The sequence below is a fragment of the uncultured Gelidibacter sp. genome, assembly GCF_947500795.1.
Classification (GTDB): Bacteria; Bacteroidota; Bacteroidia; order Flavobacteriales; family Flavobacteriaceae; genus Gelidibacter.
On sequence record NZ_CANMTE010000003.1, the window covers coordinates 238,355 to 263,024 of the forward strand.

Sequence of the window (24,670 nt, forward strand, 5' to 3'; positions counted from 1 at the left end):
AATTCATAATAAAAAAACGCCTGCAAGGCAATCCGAAAATTAGGGCATAAAAAAACGCCCACTTAAAAAGTGAGCGTTTCGTTTATTATGATAGCCTTAAATTAATAAGACCACATGTCTTGTTCAAAATCACGAATCTTGTCTTTGATACGATCAGACTCCAATAGTTGCATTAAAGCGTTGTCAGCTACATACTCCTTAACTTCTCTATCGCCATATACGTTTTCTTCTTTGTACATATAACCATTAAATCGTCTAGAATTCAACAAATGGTCAAAAGAAAATTGCGTAGCGCTATTCTTGTTATTAAAGGCTTTAGCTTGGTGCAATACATCTCTCACTTCAGGATAGAACACCCAGAATAGAGCGATAGGTTGCTTGTTAGCTTCATCTTCAGAGTCAATAAAGTTAACGTCTGGTGCAGCCGGAGCGATACCTAAAAGTCTGTATTTTAATTCGCCTTGACGTTTGTCAAAATACCATAATCCTTTGATAAGGTAAGCACTGATGTCATAGGACTGAATGTCTCTTTTGATGATGTATTCTGGAGACACAAACCCTTCAGAGTTGTACTGTTGGTATCCAATATCTAAAGTATCAGTTTTTGACATGATAGATTGGACGTCTTTATAATTACGCTTTGTAGTAAAGTAAGAATCATCATAAACGTTTTTGATATTTCCTTCTCTTACATTTTTCCATAACACATCAAATAATGAACGTCTGTTCGCTCCGATATTATTAGTGTCAATTGGATAATAGAGTGGAAAATTCACACGCTCATCAAGAACGATTTTTTCCCAAGTCATTTTTGAAAACATGATATCTCTATCATCAACATAACCGTATTCAAGCGGTTTGTCGTTATCCATCGCCTTTTGAGCATCAGATTTTACACCAATTTCTTCTGGTGTCTTTGCGTTGAGTATATTGGTTTGACCAAACGAACTCACTGCCAACCCAATACTTAAAACGGTTAATAAACAATATTTTAATTTCATCTTTTTATTATTATTTGGGATATTACCTATCGTTGTTATTCAACGTTGCAACTGAACTTATAGTATATTAGTTAGATATTTCTATAAATACTGGAGACGCTGGAAGTAGTTTTATACTGCTATTTCCTTGAATTTGTGATTTGATATCAAAGATTTGTACGGCATCACCTCTTGAGGCTTTACGAAGCGCACTTCTTGCTTGGTCATTCATTCTATTACCATTAACAGTAACCGTTGGTTGACCAGGAACTTTAATCTTAAATGATGTTACATTGATATTAAGATCAAAGTCAAAATCAAATAACTTCGCATCAACTGTAGCTATTTCAACATTGCTCTTTGGTAAGCTTACGTTATCAGCTTGACCTGCAATTGTACCAGATGGCTTAGGAATGTCCTTAATTCTGAAAGTAGATCTGTCACTCACTTTAGTACCATCAGGAAGCGTTCCTGTAACACTAATTGTAACTTCTTTACCAGAACCAGGGTTCATAACATATTTACCAGTACCAGAAGCCTTAGAAAGACCTGGAGCAGATGCATTCACATTATTATCCGGAACACCAGCAAAAGAAATGGTCATTGGGTTAGCAACACCACGGTAAACTACGTTCATCTTATCTGCTGAAATAGTTGCAGAGTTTGGTTTAGGAACTACAGCATAACTACTTTTTACAGGGATTTTAATAATAGAATCGCCTTCTTTAAATTGGAACTCACCAACAATCTCTCTTTCTCCTACACCACCTGCAGGGAATTTCAATAAGGTTTTACCAGCTTGCATAGCGTCTGGAGATAACTCTTTACCATTGATGATTACTTTATCAGCTCTTAAAGTCTGATCTTTCTTACCTAAGATAATTGTTCCAGTAAACTCTTCTCCACTGAAGAATGCAGTTTTGTCCGGTACAACAATCGCGTCAAAGTTTGTTAAAGAAGCTTCAATTTTAAGTTTACCTGCTAACATAGAAGATAATACTTCAGACTCAGCAGTTTTAACATCCGCTTGCATTTGTGTAATCTTCGTTAATGATGCTACCATTGGGAAGCCTTCAAAATGATAGTTTAACCATCCTTTTGAAATTCCGTCAGTAGTTTTTACATCATTAGTAGCGAATTTCTTAACAAGATCTGCTTGGATATCTTTATTGTCTTCGCCTAGAACTTGAATCACACCATCTCTATAGGTTTTGATCTGATCTAAGAACTCTTGGCCTTCTTTAGTAACTTTGTCACCACTGAACCATTTTTCATCAAGAAAATCAGTTCTGTCCATTTTCTCATACTCAGATGGATCGTCTACAGATTTCAATAAATCTGCCTTAACATTCTCTAAATAAGCATTAAAATCTGAAGAAAGCTTATCAATAGCGTCTGCTTTTGCTTTTAATGGTTGGTATTTAGCTGGTTGCTCTTCAACCTTATCTGCTAAACCTTGCATAAACGCAGCATTACGTGCTGTTGCAGATGCATTAGAATCACTGATTCTTTCGTTCATTAACCCAAATGCTGAAAGCACTTCTTTCGACATATTAAGTGCCATCATTGCGATAAACACCAAATACATAAGGTTAATCATTTTTTGTCTTGGGGATAATTTTCCTCCTGCCATTCTAATTAGTTTTTAGTTGTTGGTTAATAATTTCTACTAATTCCTAATTAGTTTCTGTTCATTGCAGAAAGCATTCCGCCATATACACCGTTTAATGAAGATAAATTTGAAGCTAAAGATTTCATTTGTTCTTTAAGTTTCTCAGCATTCTCAACTGCTTCTTCGTTAATTGAAGCTTGACGACTTGCAGACTCCATTTGTACTTTATATAGACTGTTCAATGATTCCATTTGTGCAGCAGCCAATGACATTTCTTCACTGTACTTTTTAGTAGCAGCAATAGAATCTACAGCTGGGCTGATTCCTTTTGCAGCACCTTCAAAGTTTTTAATGCTGTTTCCTAAGCTTGCCATAAGCTCGCCATCAATTTTGGCATCTTTAAGTAATTCGTCTAATTTTCTAGATAAAAGACCTTCAGCATCTTTAGGCTGCTCTTTTTTTCTATCGACACTTTGTCCTCCTGCCAATTCAGGATATACTAATGACCAGTCAAGATCATTATCTACAGGTTCAAATGCAGAGAGTGCGAATACTGCTGCTTCTGTTACTAATCCTGCGATTAGCATTTCGTTTCCTCCTGGCCAGTGCATGATTTTGAAAAGTGCACCTAGAATTACTACTGCGGCACCTAGGCCGTAAATCATATTCATTGCTTTTTTACTTAATGCCATAATGTTTGTTTTTTAGATAAGAAAGATTTCTTAAGTAGATTAATATTTAGTTTTGGTTGTATTAGTTTTTGTTTGTTGCTGCGTTTGATGTAATATCTGTACCCATGTAATCTTGTACAGTTCTAAATCCGATATAACTTCTTGCAGAATCTGCATATTCATAATCTCTAGAGCTTACTTGTAAGAAGTAGGCAACATCTTTCCAAGATCCTCCACGTACAACTTTACGTTGGTTGTTTGGATCGTTTACATTAGGATTAATAGTAGACATGTATTCGTACGATGCTGGATCATAAGAACCATTTACCCATTCTGAAACGTTACCAGCCATATTATATAGATTGTAATCGTTAGGCTCATAAGATTTTGCCTCAACAGTATACAATGCCATATCAGCTGCGTAATCTCCACGTAAAGGTTTAAAGTTTGCTAAGAAACAACCTCTATCATTTTTAGCGTAAGGTCCACCCCAAGGGAATGTTGCTCCTTGTAGGCCTCCTCTGGCAGCATATTCCCATTCTGCTTCTGATGGTAATCTGAACGCGTTCACATTATGCTTACCTCTACTCTTTTGGTCAGCGTTTTTATATAATGTTCTCCATTTAGTAAATGCATTTGCTTGTTTCCAAGACACACCCACTACAGGATATTCTCCGTAAGCATCATGCCAGAAATAATCGTTATGCATTGGCTCATTGTAAGAGTAAGCGAAATCTCTAATCCAAGCCGTAGTATCTGGGTAAACCGCAACTTCTTCAGTAACTAAAACGTCTTTACGTCTTAAGTCTCTGTTTTTAGCAGCCTTTTGGATGTCCATATACGTGTATTGGAATTTGAATTTCTTAACATCCCAAGTACGTTGTCCGTTATACGACTCTTCTATAGGAAGATACATTGTATCCATAACCTCAGCGTAGTACTCATCTGGATATTTGCTTGTGTCAAAGATTAACTTCACATCTTTGTTCAGTTTTCGACCTTCGTAACCTGTAGGGCCTAAACCACTATAGTTATCATACATATATTTTTCATATACAGTCATGTTATCAGGATCAGCATCTTTAAATGCAAATTCACCAGTTCCTCCATCACCAGGAGTCAAACCAAAGTCGTCAGCAATAATAGCTAACTTAGTTCTGATAGTAGAATCTCTTACCCAGTTTACGAACTGACGGTATTCACTATTCGTGATTTCAGTTTCGTCCATGTAAAAGGCTCTAACTGTGGCAGTTTTGGTTGGGGCATCTTGAATACCTGCCAAATCATCATCAGATTTACCCATAATGAAAGATCCACCAGGTACTAGTGTCATTCCATAAGGCTTCTCTGGGTGCCATTTCTTTCCTTTAACTCCTACCAGTTCTCCTCTGTCTCCAGAATTACAACTAGCCAATAGAGCTAAAACAGCGGTTAATAAAGCGAACTTCTTCATATTCATATAAACTCGAGGTTAAATTATTTAGTCTTAAATGTTCAGTTTCTGTTTTTTGAGGGAGTAAACATATCTATATATTTTCAAAAAAACAATTTTTTTTTAACTTTTTTTGCATTTCATCCCAAAAAGCAAGCATTTCATCGATTAAAAAAACGTTAAGAGAAATGGTTAATAACTGTTCTTTTTGTAGGCTTTATACCACCTTTCGGGGATTTTGCCGTGTGTTGCGTCTGTATAATCCTCATGTGTGCAAGGTAATAACGTATGCTTTTTTAATTTATTATTGACATCGGGTAAAAAGGGAATTTCGATCCACCAACGTCCTGTTTTGATACTTTTATAAAAAATCAGCTCGTCATCGTCAATTAAAACGTTGAATTTTTGATAGTTTATAGGATCACCCAAAACATCTTCACTTACGCGGCAATTCACGCCTTCAACGAAATACCACATGATTTGCGCCACCAGCATTGCCGTGATATGGTCATCAGTAGAATATTGGTATTCATAAACCCCAAATGACGATACTTTATTACTAATTCCAGCATATCTTGCAATAGCGCAAATTTCCTTTCCATCTAAGCCGTTTGGCGAATATTTTTGCGATTTAGAGAGTTCTGAAGCCTTAACTGCCTTTAAATCAACACTCACGATATGAGCATCTCGCATAACAGGCTCCACTAAATTGATCGCATTGGAAACTTCACCCAAGCGATACGCTTCAAAGTACAGCTTTTCCATAAGGTCTATTTCCTCTTGCGAATTGAAATAGGTTTGGTACCCAATGGTAGAATAGTTAAATAGATTATAAGGTTCTTCCAATATGATTTTGCCCAAATAGCTATTGTTTTTGATAGGAAGTGTCGAATCTCCCAAATCAAAATTGCTATCTACATTAACCACATTCACCATAGGACAAATACTGTCATACGCTCTATAATTAGGATATGTCAAATCTTGACTGCCTCCTAATATGATAGGAATAATCTTCTTTTCGAGCAAAATGGTGATGGTGGTTCTCAGTGCAAAATAAGTATCCTCAACGCTATCACCCTTCAAAATATCACCCAAATCAGCCATATTGGTGTGCCAATTTCCAGGATATAAGCTATAAAAAACCTTTCTAATGTTATTCAATTGCACCTCAGATCCCATATAATTGATATCATTCCTATTTTCAAGGACGCCCAGAATTGCAATTTTTACATTATCAAGATCTGGAAGACCATGTTGTTTGGAATGTATTTTCAATTTCTTACCTAAAGCCTGAGGCAATAACAGCTCATTATGAGCTAAAACCTCATCAGAGACAGGAGACAAAAAGTTAAATGTCATCTATTATTTCTTTTTAGCAGTTGCTGTTTTCTTGGTTGGTTTTTTCTTTACCGCCTTTTTTGCAGTTTTTTTCTTAGGCGCTTTGGCTTCGATCATAGCTTTTGCTTTTTCTAAAGTAAACTCAGATACATCTACAGATTTATCAAGTTCTATTTTAGTCTTGCCTTTCACGATGTTATGTCGGCCCCAACGTGCTTTTTCTATGCGAATGCCTTCTTCCTCCCAATTATGGATGAGTTTATCTATTTCTTTTTGAATTTTATCTTCAATCAATTCTACGATATCTTTATCGGACAAATTATCCCAATCGTATTTTTTATTGACGTTAATAAACATGTTATTCCACTTGATAAAAGGACCAAATCGACCTTTCCCTTTCTGAACAGGCAACTCTTTATACATATATATAGGAGCATCTGCTTTTTCCTTTTTTTTAATCAGTTCAATAGCAACATCAAGCTCAACATTTAAGGCCTCCATTCCTTTTGGAAGCGACACAAAGTTATCACCGTATTTCACATAAGGCCCAAAACGACCATTATTGACTTCCACTTCCTCTCCCTTATAAGTACCTAACGATTTTGGAAGCTGAAAGAGATCCATCGCCTCTTCATAAGTAATGGTATTTAATTGCTGATCTGGCGACAGACTGGCAAACAAAGGTTTTTCATCTTCTTCAACAGTCCCTATTTGAACCATAGGTCCGAATTTCCCTAAACGCACACTCACCTGTCGGCCCGTTTTAGGATCTTTACCCAATACACGTTCTCCCGATTCACGTTCAGCATTTTCTTGAACATCTTCAACCTGCGGATGGAAATCTTTATAGAAATCCCTCATCATTTTAGTCCAATCTTCTTTCCCTTCGGCTATTTCATCAAAATCAGCTTCAACTTTTGCAGTGAAGTTATAATCTAATATGCTTTCAAAGTGATTCACCAAAAAGTCAGTAACAATCATTCCAATATCCGTTGGCACTAACTTCCCTTTATCTGAACCTACTTTTTCAGTTAATTCTTTATCTTTTACTTTACCACCTTTTAATATCAACTGTGTATAGTTACGTTCTACACCTTCAACAGCACCTTTTTCAACATAGTTTCTATTTTGAATGGTTGAAATTGTTGGCGCATATGTAGATGGACGACCAATACCCAATTCCTCCAATTGCTTCACTAATGACGCTTCCGTATATCTATATGGTGGTCTTGTGTAGCGCTCGGTAGCAGTAATGTATGAATTTAGAAGTGTTTCATTGGTACGCATAGCTGGCAACATACCTTCTTGCTCAGAATCTTCATCATCAGTACCTTCCAAATAGACTTTCAAAAATCCGTCAAAAGTGATGACCTCTCCGTTAGCCGTAAACAACTCCTTATGTGTTGATGCGCTAATCTTAACGTTGGTACGCTCCAATTCTGCTTCACTCATTTGTGAGGCAATGGCACGTTTCCAAATTAAATCATATAATCTTGCCTGATCTCTGTCAATATTCACTGAATGTACAGAGAAATCAGTCGGTCTTATGGCCTCATGCGCTTCTTGAGCACCTTTACTTTTCCCTTTATAATTACGTGGTTTACTGTATTTGTTGCCGTACGCTGCCTTAATTTCTGCTTCTGCGCCTTTACGTGCGTCATCTGATAAGTTGACACTATCCGTTCTCATGTACGTAATCAAACCGGCTTCATACAAACGTTGCGCCATGGTCATGGTTTTCGATACCGAAAAATACAGTTTACGAGCCGCTTCCTGTTGTAATGTAGACGTTGTAAACGGTGCAGCTGGCGATTTCTTTGCCGGCTTTTTATCTAAATCTGCTACTTTAAATGCAGCAGCAGCATTCGATTCTAAGAATTTATAAGCTTCCTCCTTGGTTGAAAAGTTTTTTGGAAGTTTTGCTTTGAAGGTCTGCCCTTCTTCATTTGAAAATTCAGCATCTATTCTATAAGACGCTTCTGGAGTGAAATTTTGTATTTCTCTTTCACGCTCCACAATAAGCCGCACAGAAACTGACTGTACACGACCTGCTGAAAGTCCGCCTTTCACTTTACGCCATAACACTGGCGACAACTCATAACCAACAATTCGGTCCAAAACACGACGTGCCTGTTGGGCATCTACTAAATTGTAATCAATATCTCTTGGATTCTCAATAGCCTTAAGAATGGCAGTTTTTGTAATCTCATGAAAAACGATACGTTTGGTTTTCGCTTTGTCCAATTTTAAGGTCTCAGCTAAATGCCAAGCAATGGCCTCACCCTCGCGATCCTCATCACTTGCTAGCCAAACCATTTCGGCTTTCTTTGCTAACTCTTTCAGTTTTTTTACAACTGCTTTTTTATCTTTAGAAACTTCATATTTTGGTTTAAAATCGCCTTCAACATCTACCCCCAATTCTTTAGAAGGCAGATCGGCAATATGTCCAAAACTGGACTCTACCTTATAATCCTTACCTAAAAATTTTTCAATAGTTTTAGCCTTCGCAGGGGACTCAACAATTACTAAGTTCTTCGCCATATCTGATTTTTTCTGGCTACAAATGTATATGAAAAATAATTATTCAACCTAATTTTAAAAATTTAAGCCTATTTATCTGCAGTTTACCGAATAGCGATAGCCACAAAAAAAAGCCTGAATGTTCAGGCTTTTATTATATATATGGTGTGTGAAATTTAAAACGTCTCCGTTTTACCTATTTGATGCAATTCACTGGTTTCGTCAAACCCAATCGTTTCCTTATAGATGTAATAAATAGGATGAAACATAAACGGTGCGAGAAACAAACTTCCAATGCCACAGGTTACGACGGTCAGTATCATCATTATTATATAGAACACGATGAGTAAGCCAAATGTTAATACCCATTTTTTATTTCCCAACCTAAAACTAGAGCTTACGATATTGCCTATTGACCATTCTGGATTAAAAGCAAAAACAACTGCGAAGAATGCTAATGGAACCATGACATATATAAGTGGTAAGTAAAAAGCTAATGCTGCCGGAATCGCAATTACTATCGTAACAAGCATTAACAACAGTAATTTTCCAAAGTATTCCTTTTTCATGAAATATAACAAATCAGTAGTTTTCACTTCCCGTCCTTCATCTAAAGCTCTCAGAATTCTAAAAAATGCGGCATTTAAGGCCACCTGAATGGCAGCAACCACTAAAATACCCAACATAAAAAGCAAGCCGTATACAATAGTAAAACCTTCTAATAGGCTGCTCACGCTATTAGACTCAAAATCTCCTGATTCCGATTGTGCAACTATCGCCATAACAAATGGCACATAAAAGATGAGAATAAAAGGCAACATCAAAATCATGACGAACAATTGCATTAAAAAACCTTGCAACCAGCTTTTCTTGAACAGTTCTATGGATTGGTTAAATATGGTTCCGAAATCTAAAGCCCTAGCATTGGCTAATTTGGATTGAAATTCTACTGGTGACATTTTTGAGGTTTTTAGTTGGTTAGATATCAAAGGAACCATTAATTTTTAACAATATCAAAACATTTTTAAATACTGTCACTTTGTCACAATCATTAAAATAATCATATCTTTGCAGCTGCATTTTATAGAAGTGTAAAATTCAAATTCAGACGTTTCAAAAGCCTTATGGAGAAAATTATTGACGAAAGCAAACAAGGAAAATCTCTAGTACTAGAACCAAAAAATGGTAATACCCGAAAACTTTTTATTGAAAGTTATGGCTGCTCCATGAACTTTAGTGACAGTGAAATTGTGGCTTCCATCCTATTAAAGGAAGGCTATAATACCACCCAAACCTTAGAAGAGGCTGATCTTGTCCTGGTAAACACCTGCTCTATTCGCGATAAAGCTGAACAAACTGTACGTAAAAGACTGGAAAAATATAACGCTGTAAAACGCATCAACCCGAAAATGAAAGTTGGCGTTCTCGGCTGCATGGCGGAACGTTTAAAAAGTAAATTCTTAGAGGAAGAAAAAATTGTCGACCTCGTTGTGGGTCCAGACGCTTATAAAGATCTACCAAATTTATTGGCAGAAGTTGATGAAGGTAGAGATGCCATCAACGTTATCTTGAGTAAAGACGAAACTTATGGTGATATTTCTCCTGTCAGATTAAACTCCAACGGGGTTTCTGCATTTGTTTCCATAACACGTGGTTGCGACAATATGTGCACCTTTTGTGTGGTTCCTTTTACTCGCGGTCGTGAGCGCAGCCGTGATCCACAAAGTATTTTAGAAGAAATCAAAGATCTTTGGGACAGAGGGTTTAAGGAAATTACCCTTTTAGGTCAAAATGTGGATAGTTATTTATGGTATGGCGGTGGACTTAAAAAAGACTTCGACAAAGCTAGCGATATCCAAAAGGCAACAGCCGTTAATTTTGCCAATTTACTAGATTTATGTGCAAAGGCATATCCTAAAATGCGCATCCGTTTTTCAACATCTAATCCTCAAGATTTAACTTTGGATGTGATTGAAACAATGGCGAAACACAAAAATATATGTGACCATATCCATTTGCCTGTGCAAAGTGGCAGCAACCGTATTTTGAAAGAAATGAATCGTCTTCACACCCGTGAAGAGTATTTTGAACTTATAGATAATATCAGACGCATTCTTCCTGATTGCGCTATTTCTCAGGATATGATAGCAGGTTTCCCAACTGAAACTGAAGAAGACCATCAAGATACGTTAAGCTTAATGGAATATGTAAAATATAATTTTGGTTATATGTTTACCTATTCTGAACGTCCTGGGACTTTGGCCGAACGAAAAATGGAAGATGATGTACCTGAAGAGATTAAGAAAAGACGTTTGGATGAGATTGTCCAATTACAAAGACAACATAGTGAGTTCAGAACCAAAGCATTTTTGAATACTACTGTGGAAGTTTTGATTGAACGCGAATCCAAAAAATCAGATCAAGAATGGTCTGGACGAACTTCACAAAATGTAGTAGCAGTGTTCCCTAAAGAAGACTATAAAATTGGCGATTTAGTAAATGTAAAAATCACAGATTGTACCAGTGCAACTCTCATTGGAGAAGCTATCGGATATGCGATGAACGACTAAAGCGTCATACTGAAGTCGATACATTCACACTATTTATTGTACAATTATTTATTCATAATTTAAGTTAAATGGAATCAATTCAAGCCATAAAACAACGTTTCGGAATTATTGGGAATGACCCAAAACTCAACCGAGCTATAGAAAAAGCCATTCAAGTTGCTCCAACAGACATCTCCGTGTTGGTTACTGGAGAAAGTGGTGTTGGTAAGGAAAGTATTCCAAAAATCATACATCAATTATCACATCGCAAGCACGGAAAATATATTGCCGTAAACTGTGGCGCTATTCCGGAAGGCACTATTGACAGTGAACTCTTTGGTCATGAGAAAGGCGCTTTTACAGGTGCAACCCAAACTCGTGAAGGTTATTTTGAAGTAGCTGACGGCGGTACTATTTTCCTTGATGAAGTAGGTGAATTACCATTAACCACGCAAGTACGTTTACTTCGTGTTTTGGAAAATGGCGAATTTATAAAAGTAGGATCTAGTAAAGTCCAACAAACAAACGTGCGCATTGTAGCTGCTACAAACGTTAACATGTTTGAAGCCATTAAGAAGGAGAAATTCAGGGAAGACCTTTATTACAGATTGAGCACCATTGACATTCACTTACCACCGTTACGTGAGCGAAAAGAAGACATTCATTTGTTATTCAGAAAATTTGCCAGCGATTTTGCACTGAAATACAAAATGCCGACCATCAAATTAACTGACGAAGCCGTAGATGTGCTATTGAAAAACCGCTGGAATGGAAATATCAGACAATTACGAAATGCTGCCGAGCAAATTTCAGTACTCGAACAAACCAGAACCATCAATGCCGCCACTTTAAAAAGTTATTTACCAAGTGACGCTGACAACCTTCCTGCAGTTATAAAAAACTCTAAAAGCGAAAGCGACTTTAGCAGTGAGCGAGAGATTCTTTACAAAGTACTTTTCGATATGAAGAGTGATTTGAATGACTTGAAGAAACTCACCATGGAACTCATGAAGAATGGCACAACGCATGACGTTCAGAAGAAAAATGAAGGATTGATCCAAAAGATTTATGGTGAAGACCAAGAGGAAGAGGATTATGAAGACACTATTGAAGATTTAGAAGTGCTTTCTATTCCTGAGAAAATGAGTCAACTGTCAGATGCTATTGATGAATCCAATGATAAGTATTATTTTGCGGAAGAAGTTGAAGAGGAAGAAACACTTTCACTACATGACAAGGAACTGGAATTGATCAAAAAGTCATTAGAACGTCATCAAGGCAAACGCAAATTAGCTGCTGCTGAATTAGGCATTAGTGAGCGTACTTTGTATAGAAAAATTAAGCAATACGATTTATAAATCGTCGTCATCGATAACACATTTATGAAATATTTTAAAATTTTAGCACTCGTTTTAAGTCTTGGATTATTCTATGGCTGTGGCAACTACGGATTTACAGGCATTTCCTTACCTGCAGGAACTACCACCTACCAAGTTAATTATTTCCAAAACGATGCACCCTTGGTTGAACCAGGTTTGGACCGTACATTTACAAATGCATTGGCCGATTTAATTCAGAATCAGACCAGCTTACAATTGGTAACTTCAGGAGGTGACATAACTTATGAAGGTGAAATTACTGAGTATCGTATTTCTCCAACCACCGCTACTGCTGATATTACTGCTGCCCAAAACAGATTAACGATTGGGGTACGCGTACGTTTTTTTGATAAGAATAATCCTGACGGTGACGTCAACCAAACATTTTCGTTCTTTTATGACTATCCAGGCAATGCACAATTGGTAGGTGCCCAAAAAGATGCAGCAATTTCTGAAATCTTAGAACGTATCACACAAGACATATTAAATGCTACCTTAGGCAAATGGTAATTTTATAACGTGAACACACAAGACTTTACATATTTACTCAGCCATCCTGAAGAATTGAATACGGTACACACCGCGAATGTTGGTGAAATTGTAGCGCAGTACCCCTACTTTCAGGCCGCAAGAGCTTTACATTTAAAAGGTCTAAAAACCAAGGAAAGCAATCAATACAATCAGGAACTGAGAATTACGGCTGCCTATACCACGGATAGAAGTATTTTATTTGATTTTATAACATCGGAGGCGTTCAATCAAAATGAAATATCCCGACTTATCAAACAAAACACTGAACTTCTTAAAGGCATTGATGTTACTGACGCTGAAGATATATCGGTTCACAAAAAGGTGACGTTGGATGATCATCTCATGCAGCAAGTTAAAGACAGTGATGGTGTTTTAGATCCAGATCTGTTTGAAGCGAAACCAGGATTAGCAACCAGTACATCAGACACATCTATTATTGATGTTGATGTCAAAAACATTGAGCCATCACCGGAAGAACAATTACAAATTGGTAAACCCTTAGAGTTTGACAAAAACGAAACACATTCGTTTACACAGTGGTTAAAGATTACAAGTTTCAAACCAATTGAACGGGAAACTGAAGAAATTCCAGCAAAAACCGAAACCCCTGCAAAAGAGCCAATTCAGGAAGCCAAAACAGAGTCGGGACTTGAAAAAAAATTGGAATTGATCGATAAGTTTATCACAACCAATCCCAAAATTGCTCCAGTTAAAGAATCAAAACCTGCAATTAATCTCGCACAAACCCAACTGGTTCAGAATGATAGCTTCATGACAGAGACATTAGCGCGCATATATTTGGAGCAAAAAAACTATGATAAAGCAATTCAATCTTATAAAATTTTAATTTTGAAATATCCAGAAAAAAGTGGTTTCTTTGCAGACCAAATTAAAGCGGTAAAACAAATACAAGCAAATAATACCAAATAGCACATGAGTACGTTTTCAATATTTTTAGTCCTTATCATCATTGTATCTTTTCTATTGGTGGTTGTCATTATGGTTCAAAACCCTAAAGGAGGCGGATTGTCTTCTTCATTTGGTGGCGGCGGCTCACAACAGTTAGGTGGTGTTAAAAAAACAACTGACTTTTTAGATAAGAGTACATGGATTTTAGCAACTGTTTTATTAGCACTTATTTTGGTATCCAACGTAGCTATTGACGGTGCAACTGGAACTACTGAATCTAAAGCGTTAGACACTGATGCTGCAACAAGCATTCCTGCTCCAACAGCTCCTGCTATTAATAATACTACAACACCTGTTGATACTACAAAATAATTAAAGTAGTACCATTCAAAATATTAAAAAATGCCAACATTATTTGTTGGCATTTTTTTGTTACTGAAACTTTGTCAGTTCAGTACCCATGGCACATTTTTCGCAACTAAGTAATCCGTTAAACAAAATTAATTAACCTGTCACGTCGAGTGTGACTAAACTAAAAATAAAATTATGGGATTAAACATTAAACCATTGGCAGACCGTGTTCTTATTGAACCTGTAGAAGCTGAAACAAAAACAGCTTCAGGAATTATTATTCCAGACAACGCTAAAGAAAAACCTCAAAAAGGTAAAGTTGTTGCCGTTGGTGCTGGTACTAAAAAAAATCCAATGACTGTAAAGGTTGGTGAAACTGTTCTTTACGGAAAATACGCAGGAACAGAATTGAAACTTGAAGGCAAAGATTATTTGATCATGCGTGAAAGTGATGTTCTTGCAATCATCTAATCAAAAAGGAAAAAATTAAACATCAAACTCCAATACTCGATTTTGAGGCATTGGAAGTTGAAACATTAAAATTTTTGTAAAAAATTTATAATTATGGCAAAAGACATAAAATTTGATATTGAAGCACGCGACGGTTTAAAACGTGGTGTGGATGCATTGGCAAATGCAGTAAAAGTAACTTTAGGTCCAAAAGGACGTAACGTTATTATTGGAAAATCATTCGGTGCACCTCAGGTGACTAAAGATGGTGTTACAGTTGCTAAAGAGATAGAATTAGAGGATCCATTAGAAAATATGGGTGCGCAAATGGTTAAGGAAGTTGCTTCCAGAACCAACGATCTTGCGGGTGACGGTACTACAACTGCTACTGTTTTAGCTCAAGCTATCGTAAAAGAAGGTTTGAGAAACGTTGCTGCTGGTGCTAATCCAATGGATTTAAAACGTGGTATTGACAAAGCTGTTGAGGCCATTACTAAAGAACTTGAAAAGCAAGCTAAAAAAGTAGGAAGCGATTCTGAAATGATTAAGCAAGTTGCTGCAATTTCTGCTAATAACGACGATACTATTGGTGAATTGATTGCTAAAGCATTTAGTAAAGTTGGTAAAGAAGGTGTCATTACTGTTGAAGAAGCAAAAGGAATGGATACCTACGTTGATGTTGTTGAAGGAATGCAGTTTGACAGAGGTTATCTTTCTCCATACTTCGTAACTGATGCAGACAAAATGATTGCTGACTTAGAAAATCCTTATGTCTTATTATTCGACAAAAAGATTTCTAACTTACAAGAAATTCTTCCAATCTTAGAACCAGTAGCACAATCTGGTCGTCCATTATTAATTATTGCTGAAGATGTAGAAGGTCAAGCCTTAGCAACTTTAGTTGTAAATAAATTACGTGGTGGATTAAAAATTGCTGCCGTTAAAGCTCCAGGATTTGGTGACAGACGTAAAGCAATGTTAGAAGACATCGCTATCTTAACAGGTGGTGTGGTTATTTCAGAAGAAAGAGGTTTCTCATTAGAAAATGCTGATTTAAGCATGTTGGGTACTGCTGAAACAATCACTATCGATAAAGACAACACAACAATTGTAAACGGTGCTGGTAAAGCTGAAGATATCAAAGCTAGAGTTAACCAAATTAAAGCACAAATTGAAACTACAACGTCTGATTATGACAAAGAAAAGCTTCAAGAGCGTTTGGCTAAATTAGCTGGCGGTGTTGCAGTACTATATGTTGGCGCAGCGAGTGAAGTTGAAATGAAAGAGAAAAAAGACCGTGTGGATGATGCATTGCATGCTACAAGAGCTGCAGTAGAAGAAGGCATTGTTGCTGGTGGTGGTGTTGCACTTGTAAGAGCAAAAGCAGTATTAGAGAAATTAACTACTGACAACTTAGACGAAACTACAGGTGTACAAATTGTAGCCCGTGCTATTGAAGCACCTTTACGTACCATTGTTGAAAATGCCGGTGGCGAAGGAAGCGTTGTTGTTGCTAAAGTTATAGAGGGCAAAAAAGACTTCGGTTTTGATGCTAAAACAGAAACTTATGTAGACATGCTTAAAGCTGGAATTATTGATCCTAAGAAAGTAACTCGTATCGCGTTAGAAAATGCGGCATCTGTTGCTGGAATGATCTTAACTACCGAATGTGCATTGGTTGACATCAAAGAAGATGCACCATCTATGCCAATGGGTGGCGACGGTATGCCAGGAATGATGTAAGTCAATAAAATTTAGACCTACAATTTATAAAAAACGCCTCAATATTAATTGAGGCGTTTTCTTTTTGTTTAGTCTTTCACAAACGATTTAGATGATCTAAATCGTATTACAAACTACGTTTTTTTGGAGCAGTTTGAGGTGCCTTTTTTGCCGGTTGCTTTTTAGCAGGCTTGGCCGCTTGTGGTTTCCCACCTAAATTAGATTGTGCCATAATAATTTATGATTTAAAATCTATATTAAAGATACAATCGGACGGCTCCTTGTTATTCTCTCGTTAGCAAACATTTAACTATAACTATTACTGCTTATCATCTTTATGATCCTCTTTTACGGCTTCATCTCTATAATAACAACAAGCGTGCAAACTGTTATAAGCTTCATCCGTAGCTTTTATCTCTTTGGTATCATGACCAACCTCAGCAATACTTTGTTGAATCGCTTTTAAACTCGTTTTGCGCTCATCGAATATTAATTTCAATTCATGCGTGTTCACATCCCAATTGGCGATTTTTACACCCTTCGCTTTAATTGCTGCTTTCTCGATGCGCTCCTTACACATCATACATACACCATCAACTTCAATAGTGGCTTTGGCGTTTTTATTTTGCGCCATCGTTACTGTTCCTATTAATAATGCGACTGCTAATACTAACTTTTTCATAATTTATATTTATTTAATTTTAAATCGTAATCCGGCATAATACATACTGCCATAAATTGGTCCATAAACAAATGTCGTATCAAAATTTGCTCCAAAAGGATCATCTGCTCCTAAAATTGGATTATTTTGTTTCACATCCGTTACGTTTTCGCCACCTAAATATACTTCAAATTTATCAGAAAAAACCTTTGTCACTTGAACGTTAAGAGTGCCGACAGTATCTGAATAATCTGATAATTGGTATTGGATAGGATTGCTAACGGTTGATGAAAAGCGTTGTTCGCCCAACCAATTGTATGTCGCGTCAAACTTCCATTGCGACAAGTTCTCCTTTAGTTTTGTTTGATAAGATACATTACCAAAAAGGCGATGTTTAGGTGTTAAGGGTTTTTCCAGCTTTCCAGAATTGTATTGTGTTTTGATATCATAATATTTGTAAGCACTTCTGAAATCGAAGCCTTCAAATACATTATAATTGAATTCCAGTTGAAAACTATTCGCATAACTTTCACCATCAAGATTGTAGAAATTTAGTTGTTGAGGATTTTCAAAATCGACAACAATCTGATTTTGGAAATCTGTTCTGTAATAATCCAAAGTCACATCAGCCTTATTCCCAAACAAATTGAATCCCTGTAAGAAAGACACTCCATAATTCCAAGCAATCTCCGGATCTAAACCATAAGCACCTCTCGAACTGCCTACAGGTGCTGCACCATCAATCAACAAGGTTCTTGAGGTAGCGAAGATGTTTTGGTTCTCCGCAAAAATACTCGCACTACGTTTTCCTCGACCAAAAGAAACTCTCAAAGCCGATTTCTCCCAAGGCGTGTAGCGTGCATGAAACCTCGGCGTCACAAATGTCCCCAAAATATTATGCCTGTCAATACGAATACCTGCCGTTAAATTCAACTTTTCTAAATTATCAAAGTTATACTCCAAAAAGGCACCTACTGAGCTTTCTGTGCGTTCAAAATCTTCACTTATCACCAATTCATCATAATGATCATAGGTGTAGCTGACACCCGTTTTTATCTTATGTCTTGAATCACTAATAATGGTGTTGTAAATTCCATTAACGTATAAACTGTTGTGCAAAATATCATATTGACGCAAACCGAAATACGACTCCTGTTTGTGGCTGCTAAACGCCGATTGAAATCCTATAGTTTGCCAAGGAATATTAGGATTGACGTAGCCAGATTTCAAGGACACATCAAATCTTCTCGTGTCAATTTCACTTCCCCAAGCATTCGTTGTCAATTTATCGGTATCTGGGTTAAAGTTGACTTGTCCAGTTTGTTTGTTATCATCCAAAAAACTAAGATTAATAAAACTGACGAATCCCTTTTCTGCATTGGTATATTGCCAACGATTCATGAGATTAATTTGATTGTAAATTGGCATATCCAAGAAGCCGTCGTCATTAACATCATGTTTCATATCATGTGTGTTTCCGTGCAAATACAAACCTGTACTCCACTTTTCACTCACCTGAGTGTTGAGATGCACATTGGCTTCCAAACGCTCACTACTCGCGCCATACAAATTGACGAAAAGCCTGTTATCGGTAGAAGGTTTTACCAACTCCGTGTTGATTTGTCCAGCAATGCTTTCAAAACCATTTACCACACTCCCCGCTCCTTTTGTAATTTGAATACTTTCTACCCAAGTACCCGGCGTAAAACTCAATCCGTAAGCTTGAGACGCACCACGAATGGTTGGAATATTTTCTGAGGTAATTAATATGTACGGACTGGTCAGCCCCAACATCTTAATTTGTCGGGTTCCGGTTACGGCATCTGCAAAATTCACATCGATGGAAGGATTGGTTTCAAAACTTTCTGACAGGTTACAACAGGCCGCTTTGAGTAACTCATCGCTACTTACAAACATCACGTTTGCAGATTGCAAATACGATTTTGAAGTGGCTTGTTTTCGAGAAGTAACGGTTATCTCGCTCAGTTCTCCAGTAGCGTGAAGTGAATGTTTGATATACTTTGGTGAGGTTACTGTAATGGTGTCGGTTTTGTAACCCACATAACTAATGACCAATTTGGTATATTCCTTTTGATATGGAATGCTAAATTTCCCGTCAATATCGGTTATGGATCCAATAGTAGAATCTAACCAATACACGTTAGCTCCCGGAAGTGGAACAGTCTTCTTTTGATCCGTTATCTCAACGATAACACCTTCAATGTTGTCTTGCGAAAAGAGAAGCGTTGGAAGCACCAAAAGGATGTAAAATATCTTTTTCATTAATGAATAATTATAATTTTATTAAATCTGAGAATGTTTGTAATTACAGAAGAATGGACTCACACAAATCGCTTAATAGCTTTAGAGGTCAGTCGGCAAATAGCTAATAGTGGCACTGCATTCTGTAAAATGTTTGATGGAATCAAAGCACGTTCAAAACGCACGATGACCAACTATAATAAAATATCAAATAATGAAGACTTGATCCCGAACGTGTATGTCGGCGACCAAATGAGGTGGAGAATAATCTTTGTGAGGAATCACCTGATGTGGCAGTCCTTCAAAAAGGTTCGTAAAGGAATAAAATAAAGCTGATAAGAAAACTTGTTGATCAAAGCTGAACTCCTCAAAGGACGTTTTCTTTAATTGATCTTGACCTTTCAGAATCTCAACGACATCCTTACAACAATGTTTTTCAATGGTATTCGACGCATCGGACATAGCTGTACCGCAAGAATCGGGATGAGAAAAAATAGCGACATCAATCAATACTTCCCCACAGAAATGCTTCTCCATGGTAAAGGACACCGTAGATAACAATACTAATACTGCTAACAGGCCTGAAAATATTTTATGACTGATTTTCTGATTCATCGCTGCAAAATTACGAAATATTGCATTCATCCACAGACAATTTGAAAACCTTATTTTTTTATGGATTTCAATTGATTATAATAAAAGGCAGGCAGCAGCAAAAGCAATAGTAATGGCTGGATTAAGAACCTTCTAATATTGAAGAAAATGTAGTAATCTTCCTTTTTAGGATTAATTACAAAATATAAGTATAAGGATAAAAGGATGAAAAACGCTACTGTATATAGTAGTCCTGAAAACTTGACCACACTCCTATCTTTAAAAAAGATGAACAGTATTCCTAATGAAATTATAGAATTCAAAAAATAACGCAGAGTTGTAAAGAGCGTTAATTTTAAAACCTCACGACGCGGATTATCAATATAGAGGTAATCGTTCTTAAAAAATGTGAGATAAGGATCATAGAACAATTCGTTCTCAAAAGCACGTATCAGAATTAACATTCCAAACAGCACAATTAGCAATACCAATTTTACAATATTAGTCATTTGCTCTTGTTAAATTTGAAAACCTATTCACCCAAAACATCCATAATAAAAATACCATTCCATAAATAATCAGCGGAAATACAATGGTATGCAATTCTTCACTTCGCCATGGATAATGGTATAATCCCATGGACAAAATCACAATTCTAAAAAGATTAACCACGTACAGGAAAACACTTCCTGCCAGAATATAAAAGAATGTTGTTTTTAATTTTCCCGCAAATGCGATTATAAATGAAGCGAACAAAATAATTACACTGACTGAATTACAACCTTCCACAACGCGTGCAACATACTTATTGTTAATGATCAATTTCATAGACGGTTCGTCAGGGTGCTTCTCTATTACAGAATCATAGCCTAAGTTCCCTAATAACACATCCGTTTGTTGTGCCACTAAGTGTGTGAGATAATCGGGATCTCCATCAGCATTGGCATAATCCAGATAGAATTTATAAGCGAAAGTTATGGCGCCATAAACCAATAGGAAGGTCAAGATAAACTTGATTACCGATTTGTATTTTAATAACAATTCCTTCAAAAGTAGCAGTTTGTATATAGCATGTTAAAAATATATAAAAAGCCCAATTGAAGACGGGCTTTTTAAATACTTTTACAAAAACTTTTAAACAATGAACCTAGAGCAACTTAAACCTCAAATAACTTCCATCATTGCTAATAAAAACAACACCGTTGATGAGCGCTTGCTTTCAATTTGTGAAGTTTTGGAATCGAATGTTCCCTATTACAATTGGGTTGGATTTTATTTCAGAAACGGCGATAAGGAAGAATTAAAATTAGGACCTTATGTTGGCGCCCCAACAGATCATACCATTATCCCCTTCGGGAAAGGAATTTGCGGCCAAGTAGCGGTGAGCAATCAAAATTTTGTAGTTCCTGATGTTTCTGCACAAGATAATTACATTGCCTGTAGTATTACGGTAAAGGCTGAAATCGTGATTCCTATTTTTGTGAATGGTGAAAACATTGGCCAAATTGATATCGACTCTAATACGCCAGATCCTTTTACTGAAGCAGACGAACGCTTTTTAGAATTTGTATGCACTCAAGTGGCTACAATTTTAGAGTAAACTCCTAAATAGAAAATCCAAATTCCTACAGTTTACTTCAGCTATAGGAATTTGGATTTTTATTTTTTTTTGATTTACATTCCCGTTCTAATAGCTTCCACAGGATCTAATTTAGAAGCTGAGATTGCAGGAATCACTCCAGATACCAATCCGATAATGGTAGATAACATAAACCCAAGGAACATATTACCGGCGGAAAGCACAAATTCAAAATCGCCCGTAAATTGAGAGGCAATCAGCGACACAATCCACACAAAGAAAAGTCCCACGAGGCCACCAATTACAGCCAAAATAACGGCTTCAAACAGGAATTGGAACAGAATAAATCTATTTTTGGCTCCTAAGGATTTTTGAATTCCGATAAGATTGGTACGCTCCTTCACACTCACGAACATAATGTTTGCAATTCCGAAGCCGCCCACCAATAAGGAGAATCCGCTAATAATCCATCCCATAATATTCATCGTACCAATAATTCCATCAATAGCATCTGTAAATCCGGACATCTTGTTTACGAAAAAATCATCAGGTTCACCCGCTTTTAAGCCTCTATAAGCTCTAAACTTTTGCTTTAAAACACCTTCAAAAGCACCCATATCTACCCCTTTTCTAGGCTTTATAATAACGGCTCCAGGAATACCATCCACACCACCACTTTGAAAACGCCTTACAAAATTAGAAGGTACGTACCCCTTTTCATCGGGACTTCCACCTAAGCCCATACCCATTTTTTTCATCACCCCAATAACCGTCAACTTCCTTCCATAAACTCTGATTTGTTTACCAATAGGATTCGCATTACCAAATAAATTTTCAGCAACCGAATGTCCTAAAACTATAACAGGTGCGCCATTAATGGATTCAGATTCCGAGTAGAATCGCCCTTGGTCAATTTTTATGTTTTCAATTTCGTAAATTTCGTTGGATACAGGAGTTATATCCACTCCTGCTATGGTTTCTGATCCGTATTTAACGGTTTGAGGACTTCCAAAAATCACGTAAGCAGACGCTTCAATGTCTGGAACATTTCGTCTTATAAATTCAAAATCGTCATATTCTGTTTGTGGAAAATTATCACGTTGCCATCGTGGAACATCTGTTGGTCCGAAGGAAAATTTGGTCAGATACATCGTGTTTTTATCCAACCCAGATAACTGATCCTGAATATTCCGATCTAAAGAATCTACTGCGGCCAAAACAGCAATAATTGAGAAAATACCAATGGTGACGCCCAATAGAGACAAAAAGGTACGCAGCTTATTATTAGTAAGAGCATTTATAGCAAATGAGAAACTTTCTTTAAATAAGCGTAAGTAAAGCAACATGTGGTTTGGTTGGTTTTAAAACAATTTTAAAGATAGGACGTTCTCAACAATTTTTTGTTACAAAAAACATAAATAAACTGCCATTCGTAACCCGAAATTGTCTCCGATAAATTGTACTTTTGCGCTTTAAAATATATAATATATCAAAATTTAATTTTTCCAACGTTTTCATTGCAAAATGAAACCAAACAAGACACACAACAACATGCACAACAAAACCATTTCATCTGCCTTAATTTCTGTTTTCAGCAAAGACGGATTAGAACCTATCGTAAAACAATTAAACCAATTAGGAGTTACAATTTACTCCACTGGTGGCACTGAAAAATATATAAAAGATTTAGGTATTGACGTCGTTCCTGTAGAAGATGTGACTTCCTATCCTTCTATTTTAGGCGGACGTGTAAAAACCTTACACCCTAAGGTTTTTGGAGGTATTTTAAATCGTCAGAACAACGCTCAGGATGTTAAAGAATTGGAGGAGTTTGAAATTCCACAAATTGATTTGGTGATTGTAGATTTATATCCTTTTGAAAAAACAGTAGCTTCAGGCTCAAGTCATGAAGACATCATAGAAAAAATAGACATTGGAGGAATTTCTTTAATTAGAGCAGCTGCCAAAAATTATGCAGATGTCATTTGTGTGTCATCAATGGATGATTATAGCGAGTTTTTAGAGCTTTTAAAATCTAAAAACGGAGAAACTTCAGAGGAAGACCGTAAACGTTTTGCAGGTAAAGCGTTCAATGTTTCTTCTCACTACGACACTGCTATTTTTAATTATTTCAATAAAGACCAAGAAGAAACCGTTTTCAAAATCAGCGAAACTAACGGAAAAGTACTTCGTTATGGGGAAAACCCACATCAAAAAGGATATTTCTATGGCGATTTTGAAGCGATGTTTACACAACTTCATGGTAAAGAATTGAGCTATAACAACCTTTTAGATGTTGATGCTGCGGTTAACTTGATGAACGAGTTTAAAGGCGAAGCACCAACTTTCGCGATATTAAAACACAACAACGCGTGTGGTTTTGCTCAAAGAGACACTTTACACCAAGCATATGTTGATGCATTAGCAGGAGATCCTGTATCTGCATTTGGTGGTATTTTAATTGCAAACACTGAAATTGACAAGGCGACGGCTGAAGAAATCCATAGCTTGTTCTGTGAAGTGGTCATCGCACCTAGTTTTTCTGCGGAAGCGCAAGAATTATTAGAAGGCAAGAAAAACAGAATCCTTTTAGTACAAAAAGATGTTGACCTTCCTCAAACCACAGTAAGAACTTGTTTGAATGGTGTTTTAGTGCAAGACAAAGACAATAAGACCGATTCTTTAACAGATTTAAGTTATACAACCAACAATAAACCGTCTAAAAACGAGTTAGAAGATTTGATATTTGCTTCTAAAATTTGCAAGCATACCAAATCTAACACCATCGTATTGGCAAAAAACAAGCAATTGTGTGCCAGTGGAACCGGACAAACAAGTCGTGTAGACGCCCTTAACCAAGCTATTCACAAAGCACAATCATTCAATTTCGATTTGAATGGTGCAGTTATGGCAAGTGACGCGTTTTTCCCATTCCCAGACTGTGTAGAGATTGCTAAGAATGCCGGTGTTACTGCTGTAATTCAACCAGGAGGCTCTATTAAAGATGAATTGAGCATTGATTATTGTAATGAGAATAACGTAGCCATGGTATTTACTGGCACACGTCATTTTAAACACTAAAACCAGTTTTTAACAGGTGTTTTAATTCGAATAAATTTAGCTAACGCTC

The 24,670-nt window shown here is 36.7% G+C and carries 22 protein-coding genes; 9 read left to right on the forward strand and 13 right to left on the reverse strand.

All coding sequences use genetic code 11. The features are described from left to right. Nucleotides 1-101: 101 nt before the first annotated feature. From gldN to Q0947_RS08940, 7 genes are all read right to left on the reverse strand, one after another. Complete coding sequence (gene gldN, locus Q0947_RS08910; protein WP_299395881.1) at nt 102-1,001, reverse strand: gliding motility protein GldN; 900 nt, start codon at nt 999-1,001, stop codon at nt 102-104. Nucleotides 1,002-1,068: 67 nt separating this feature from the next. Continuing rightward, nucleotides 1,069-2,613, reverse strand: a complete 1,545-nt coding sequence (gene gldM, locus Q0947_RS08915; protein WP_299395883.1) for a gliding motility protein GldM — start codon at nt 2,611-2,613, stop codon at nt 1,069-1,071. Nucleotides 2,614-2,660: 47 nt separating this feature from the next. Then, nucleotides 2,661-3,284: a gliding motility protein GldL gene (gldL, locus tag Q0947_RS08920; RefSeq protein WP_299395904.1), complete on the reverse strand. Its 624-nt coding sequence runs from the start codon at nt 3,282-3,284 to the stop codon at nt 2,661-2,663. A 61-nt stretch (nt 3,285-3,345) separates the two neighbouring features. Further along, the gene (gene gldK / locus Q0947_RS08925; RefSeq protein ID WP_299395910.1) at nt 3,346-4,722 is read right to left on the reverse strand and encodes a gliding motility lipoprotein GldK; all 1,377 of its coding nucleotides are present in this window, start codon (nt 4,720-4,722) and stop codon (nt 3,346-3,348) included. A 165-nt stretch (nt 4,723-4,887) separates the two neighbouring features. Next, nucleotides 4,888-6,054: a formimidoylglutamase gene (locus Q0947_RS08930; protein WP_299395914.1), complete on the reverse strand. Its 1,167-nt coding sequence runs from the start codon at nt 6,052-6,054 to the stop codon at nt 4,888-4,890. A gap of 3 nt (nt 6,055-6,057) precedes the next feature. After that, entirely contained in the window at nt 6,058-8,574 is a 2,517-nt protein-coding gene (gene topA, locus Q0947_RS08935; protein ID WP_299395919.1) for a type I DNA topoisomerase, read from the reverse strand. A 155-nt stretch (nt 8,575-8,729) separates the two neighbouring features. After that, nucleotides 8,730-9,512, reverse strand: coding sequence for a hypothetical protein (locus Q0947_RS08940; RefSeq protein ID WP_299395922.1), 783 nt, complete (start codon nt 9,510-9,512; stop codon nt 8,730-8,732). Nucleotides 9,513-9,677: 165 nt separating this feature from the next. Between Q0947_RS08940 and miaB the strand changes: the two genes are divergently transcribed. The 7 genes from miaB to groL all read left to right on the forward strand — a co-directional run bounded on the left by miaB (nt 9,678) and on the right by groL (nt 16,465). After that, entirely contained in the window at nt 9,678-11,123 is a 1,446-nt protein-coding gene (gene miaB / locus Q0947_RS08945) for a tRNA (N6-isopentenyl adenosine(37)-C2)-methylthiotransferase MiaB (RefSeq protein ID WP_299395926.1), read from the forward strand. Between the two features lie 68 nt (nt 11,124-11,191). Further along, complete coding sequence (locus Q0947_RS08950; RefSeq protein ID WP_299395931.1) at nt 11,192-12,460, forward strand: sigma-54 dependent transcriptional regulator; 1,269 nt, start codon at nt 11,192-11,194, stop codon at nt 12,458-12,460. Nucleotides 12,461-12,484: 24 nt separating this feature from the next. Beyond that, a complete protein-coding gene (locus tag Q0947_RS08955) occupies nt 12,485-12,991 on the forward strand; it encodes an LptE family protein (RefSeq protein ID WP_299395935.1) in 507 nt (168 codons plus the stop codon). 9 nt (nt 12,992-13,000) lie between these two features. Then, nucleotides 13,001-13,942 (forward strand): tetratricopeptide repeat protein, encoded by a 942-nt coding sequence (locus tag Q0947_RS08960; protein WP_299395940.1) that lies wholly within the window; start codon nt 13,001-13,003, stop codon nt 13,940-13,942. 3 nt (nt 13,943-13,945) lie between these two features. Beyond that, nucleotides 13,946-14,293, forward strand: a complete 348-nt coding sequence (gene secG, locus Q0947_RS08965) for a preprotein translocase subunit SecG (protein WP_299395944.1) — start codon at nt 13,946-13,948, stop codon at nt 14,291-14,293. Between the two features lie 174 nt (nt 14,294-14,467). Next, nucleotides 14,468-14,743, forward strand: a complete 276-nt coding sequence (groES, locus tag Q0947_RS08970) for a co-chaperone GroES (RefSeq protein WP_129016628.1) — start codon at nt 14,468-14,470, stop codon at nt 14,741-14,743. A 93-nt stretch (nt 14,744-14,836) separates the two neighbouring features. Next, a complete protein-coding gene (gene groL, locus Q0947_RS08975; protein ID WP_299395955.1) occupies nt 14,837-16,465 on the forward strand; it encodes a chaperonin GroEL in 1,629 nt (542 codons plus the stop codon). Between the two features lie 298 nt (nt 16,466-16,763). Here the strand turns inward: groL and Q0947_RS08980 are convergent, their stop codons facing one another. The 5 genes from Q0947_RS08980 to xrtF form a co-directional block, all read right to left on the reverse strand. Continuing rightward, the gene (locus Q0947_RS08980) at nt 16,764-17,126 is read right to left on the reverse strand and encodes a cation transporter (protein ID WP_299395958.1); all 363 of its coding nucleotides are present in this window, start codon (nt 17,124-17,126) and stop codon (nt 16,764-16,766) included. Nucleotides 17,127-17,135: 9 nt separating this feature from the next. After that, complete coding sequence (locus Q0947_RS08985) at nt 17,136-19,388, reverse strand: TonB-dependent receptor (RefSeq protein WP_299395961.1); 2,253 nt, start codon at nt 19,386-19,388, stop codon at nt 17,136-17,138. 186 nt (nt 19,389-19,574) lie between these two features. Further along, the gene (locus Q0947_RS08990; protein ID WP_299395966.1) at nt 19,575-20,012 is read right to left on the reverse strand and encodes a hypothetical protein; all 438 of its coding nucleotides are present in this window, start codon (nt 20,010-20,012) and stop codon (nt 19,575-19,577) included. A gap of 20 nt (nt 20,013-20,032) precedes the next feature. Then, complete coding sequence (locus Q0947_RS08995) at nt 20,033-20,470, reverse strand: exosortase F system-associated protein (protein WP_299395969.1); 438 nt, start codon at nt 20,468-20,470, stop codon at nt 20,033-20,035. Continuing rightward, nucleotides 20,463-21,011, reverse strand: coding sequence for an exosortase family protein XrtF (xrtF, locus tag Q0947_RS09000; protein ID WP_299395974.1), 549 nt, complete (start codon nt 21,009-21,011; stop codon nt 20,463-20,465). The genes Q0947_RS08995 and xrtF overlap by 8 nt, the downstream gene beginning before the upstream one ends. A gap of 91 nt (nt 21,012-21,102) precedes the next feature. Here xrtF and Q0947_RS09005 point away from each other — a divergent pair, with 91 nt between their 5' ends. Then, nucleotides 21,103-21,561 (forward strand): GAF domain-containing protein, encoded by a 459-nt coding sequence (locus Q0947_RS09005; RefSeq protein WP_299395979.1) that lies wholly within the window; start codon nt 21,103-21,105, stop codon nt 21,559-21,561. Between the two features lie 74 nt (nt 21,562-21,635). On the opposite strand, the gene Q0947_RS09010 is transcribed toward Q0947_RS09005, so the two are convergent. Further along, the gene (locus Q0947_RS09010) at nt 21,636-22,886 is read right to left on the reverse strand and encodes an ABC transporter permease (protein WP_299395983.1); all 1,251 of its coding nucleotides are present in this window, start codon (nt 22,884-22,886) and stop codon (nt 21,636-21,638) included. 205 nt (nt 22,887-23,091) lie between these two features. Here Q0947_RS09010 and purH point away from each other — a divergent pair, with 205 nt between their 5' ends. Next, complete coding sequence (gene purH / locus Q0947_RS09015) at nt 23,092-24,621, forward strand: bifunctional phosphoribosylaminoimidazolecarboxamide formyltransferase/IMP cyclohydrolase (protein ID WP_299396704.1); 1,530 nt, start codon at nt 23,092-23,094, stop codon at nt 24,619-24,621. Nucleotides 24,622-24,670: the final 49 nt, after the last annotated feature.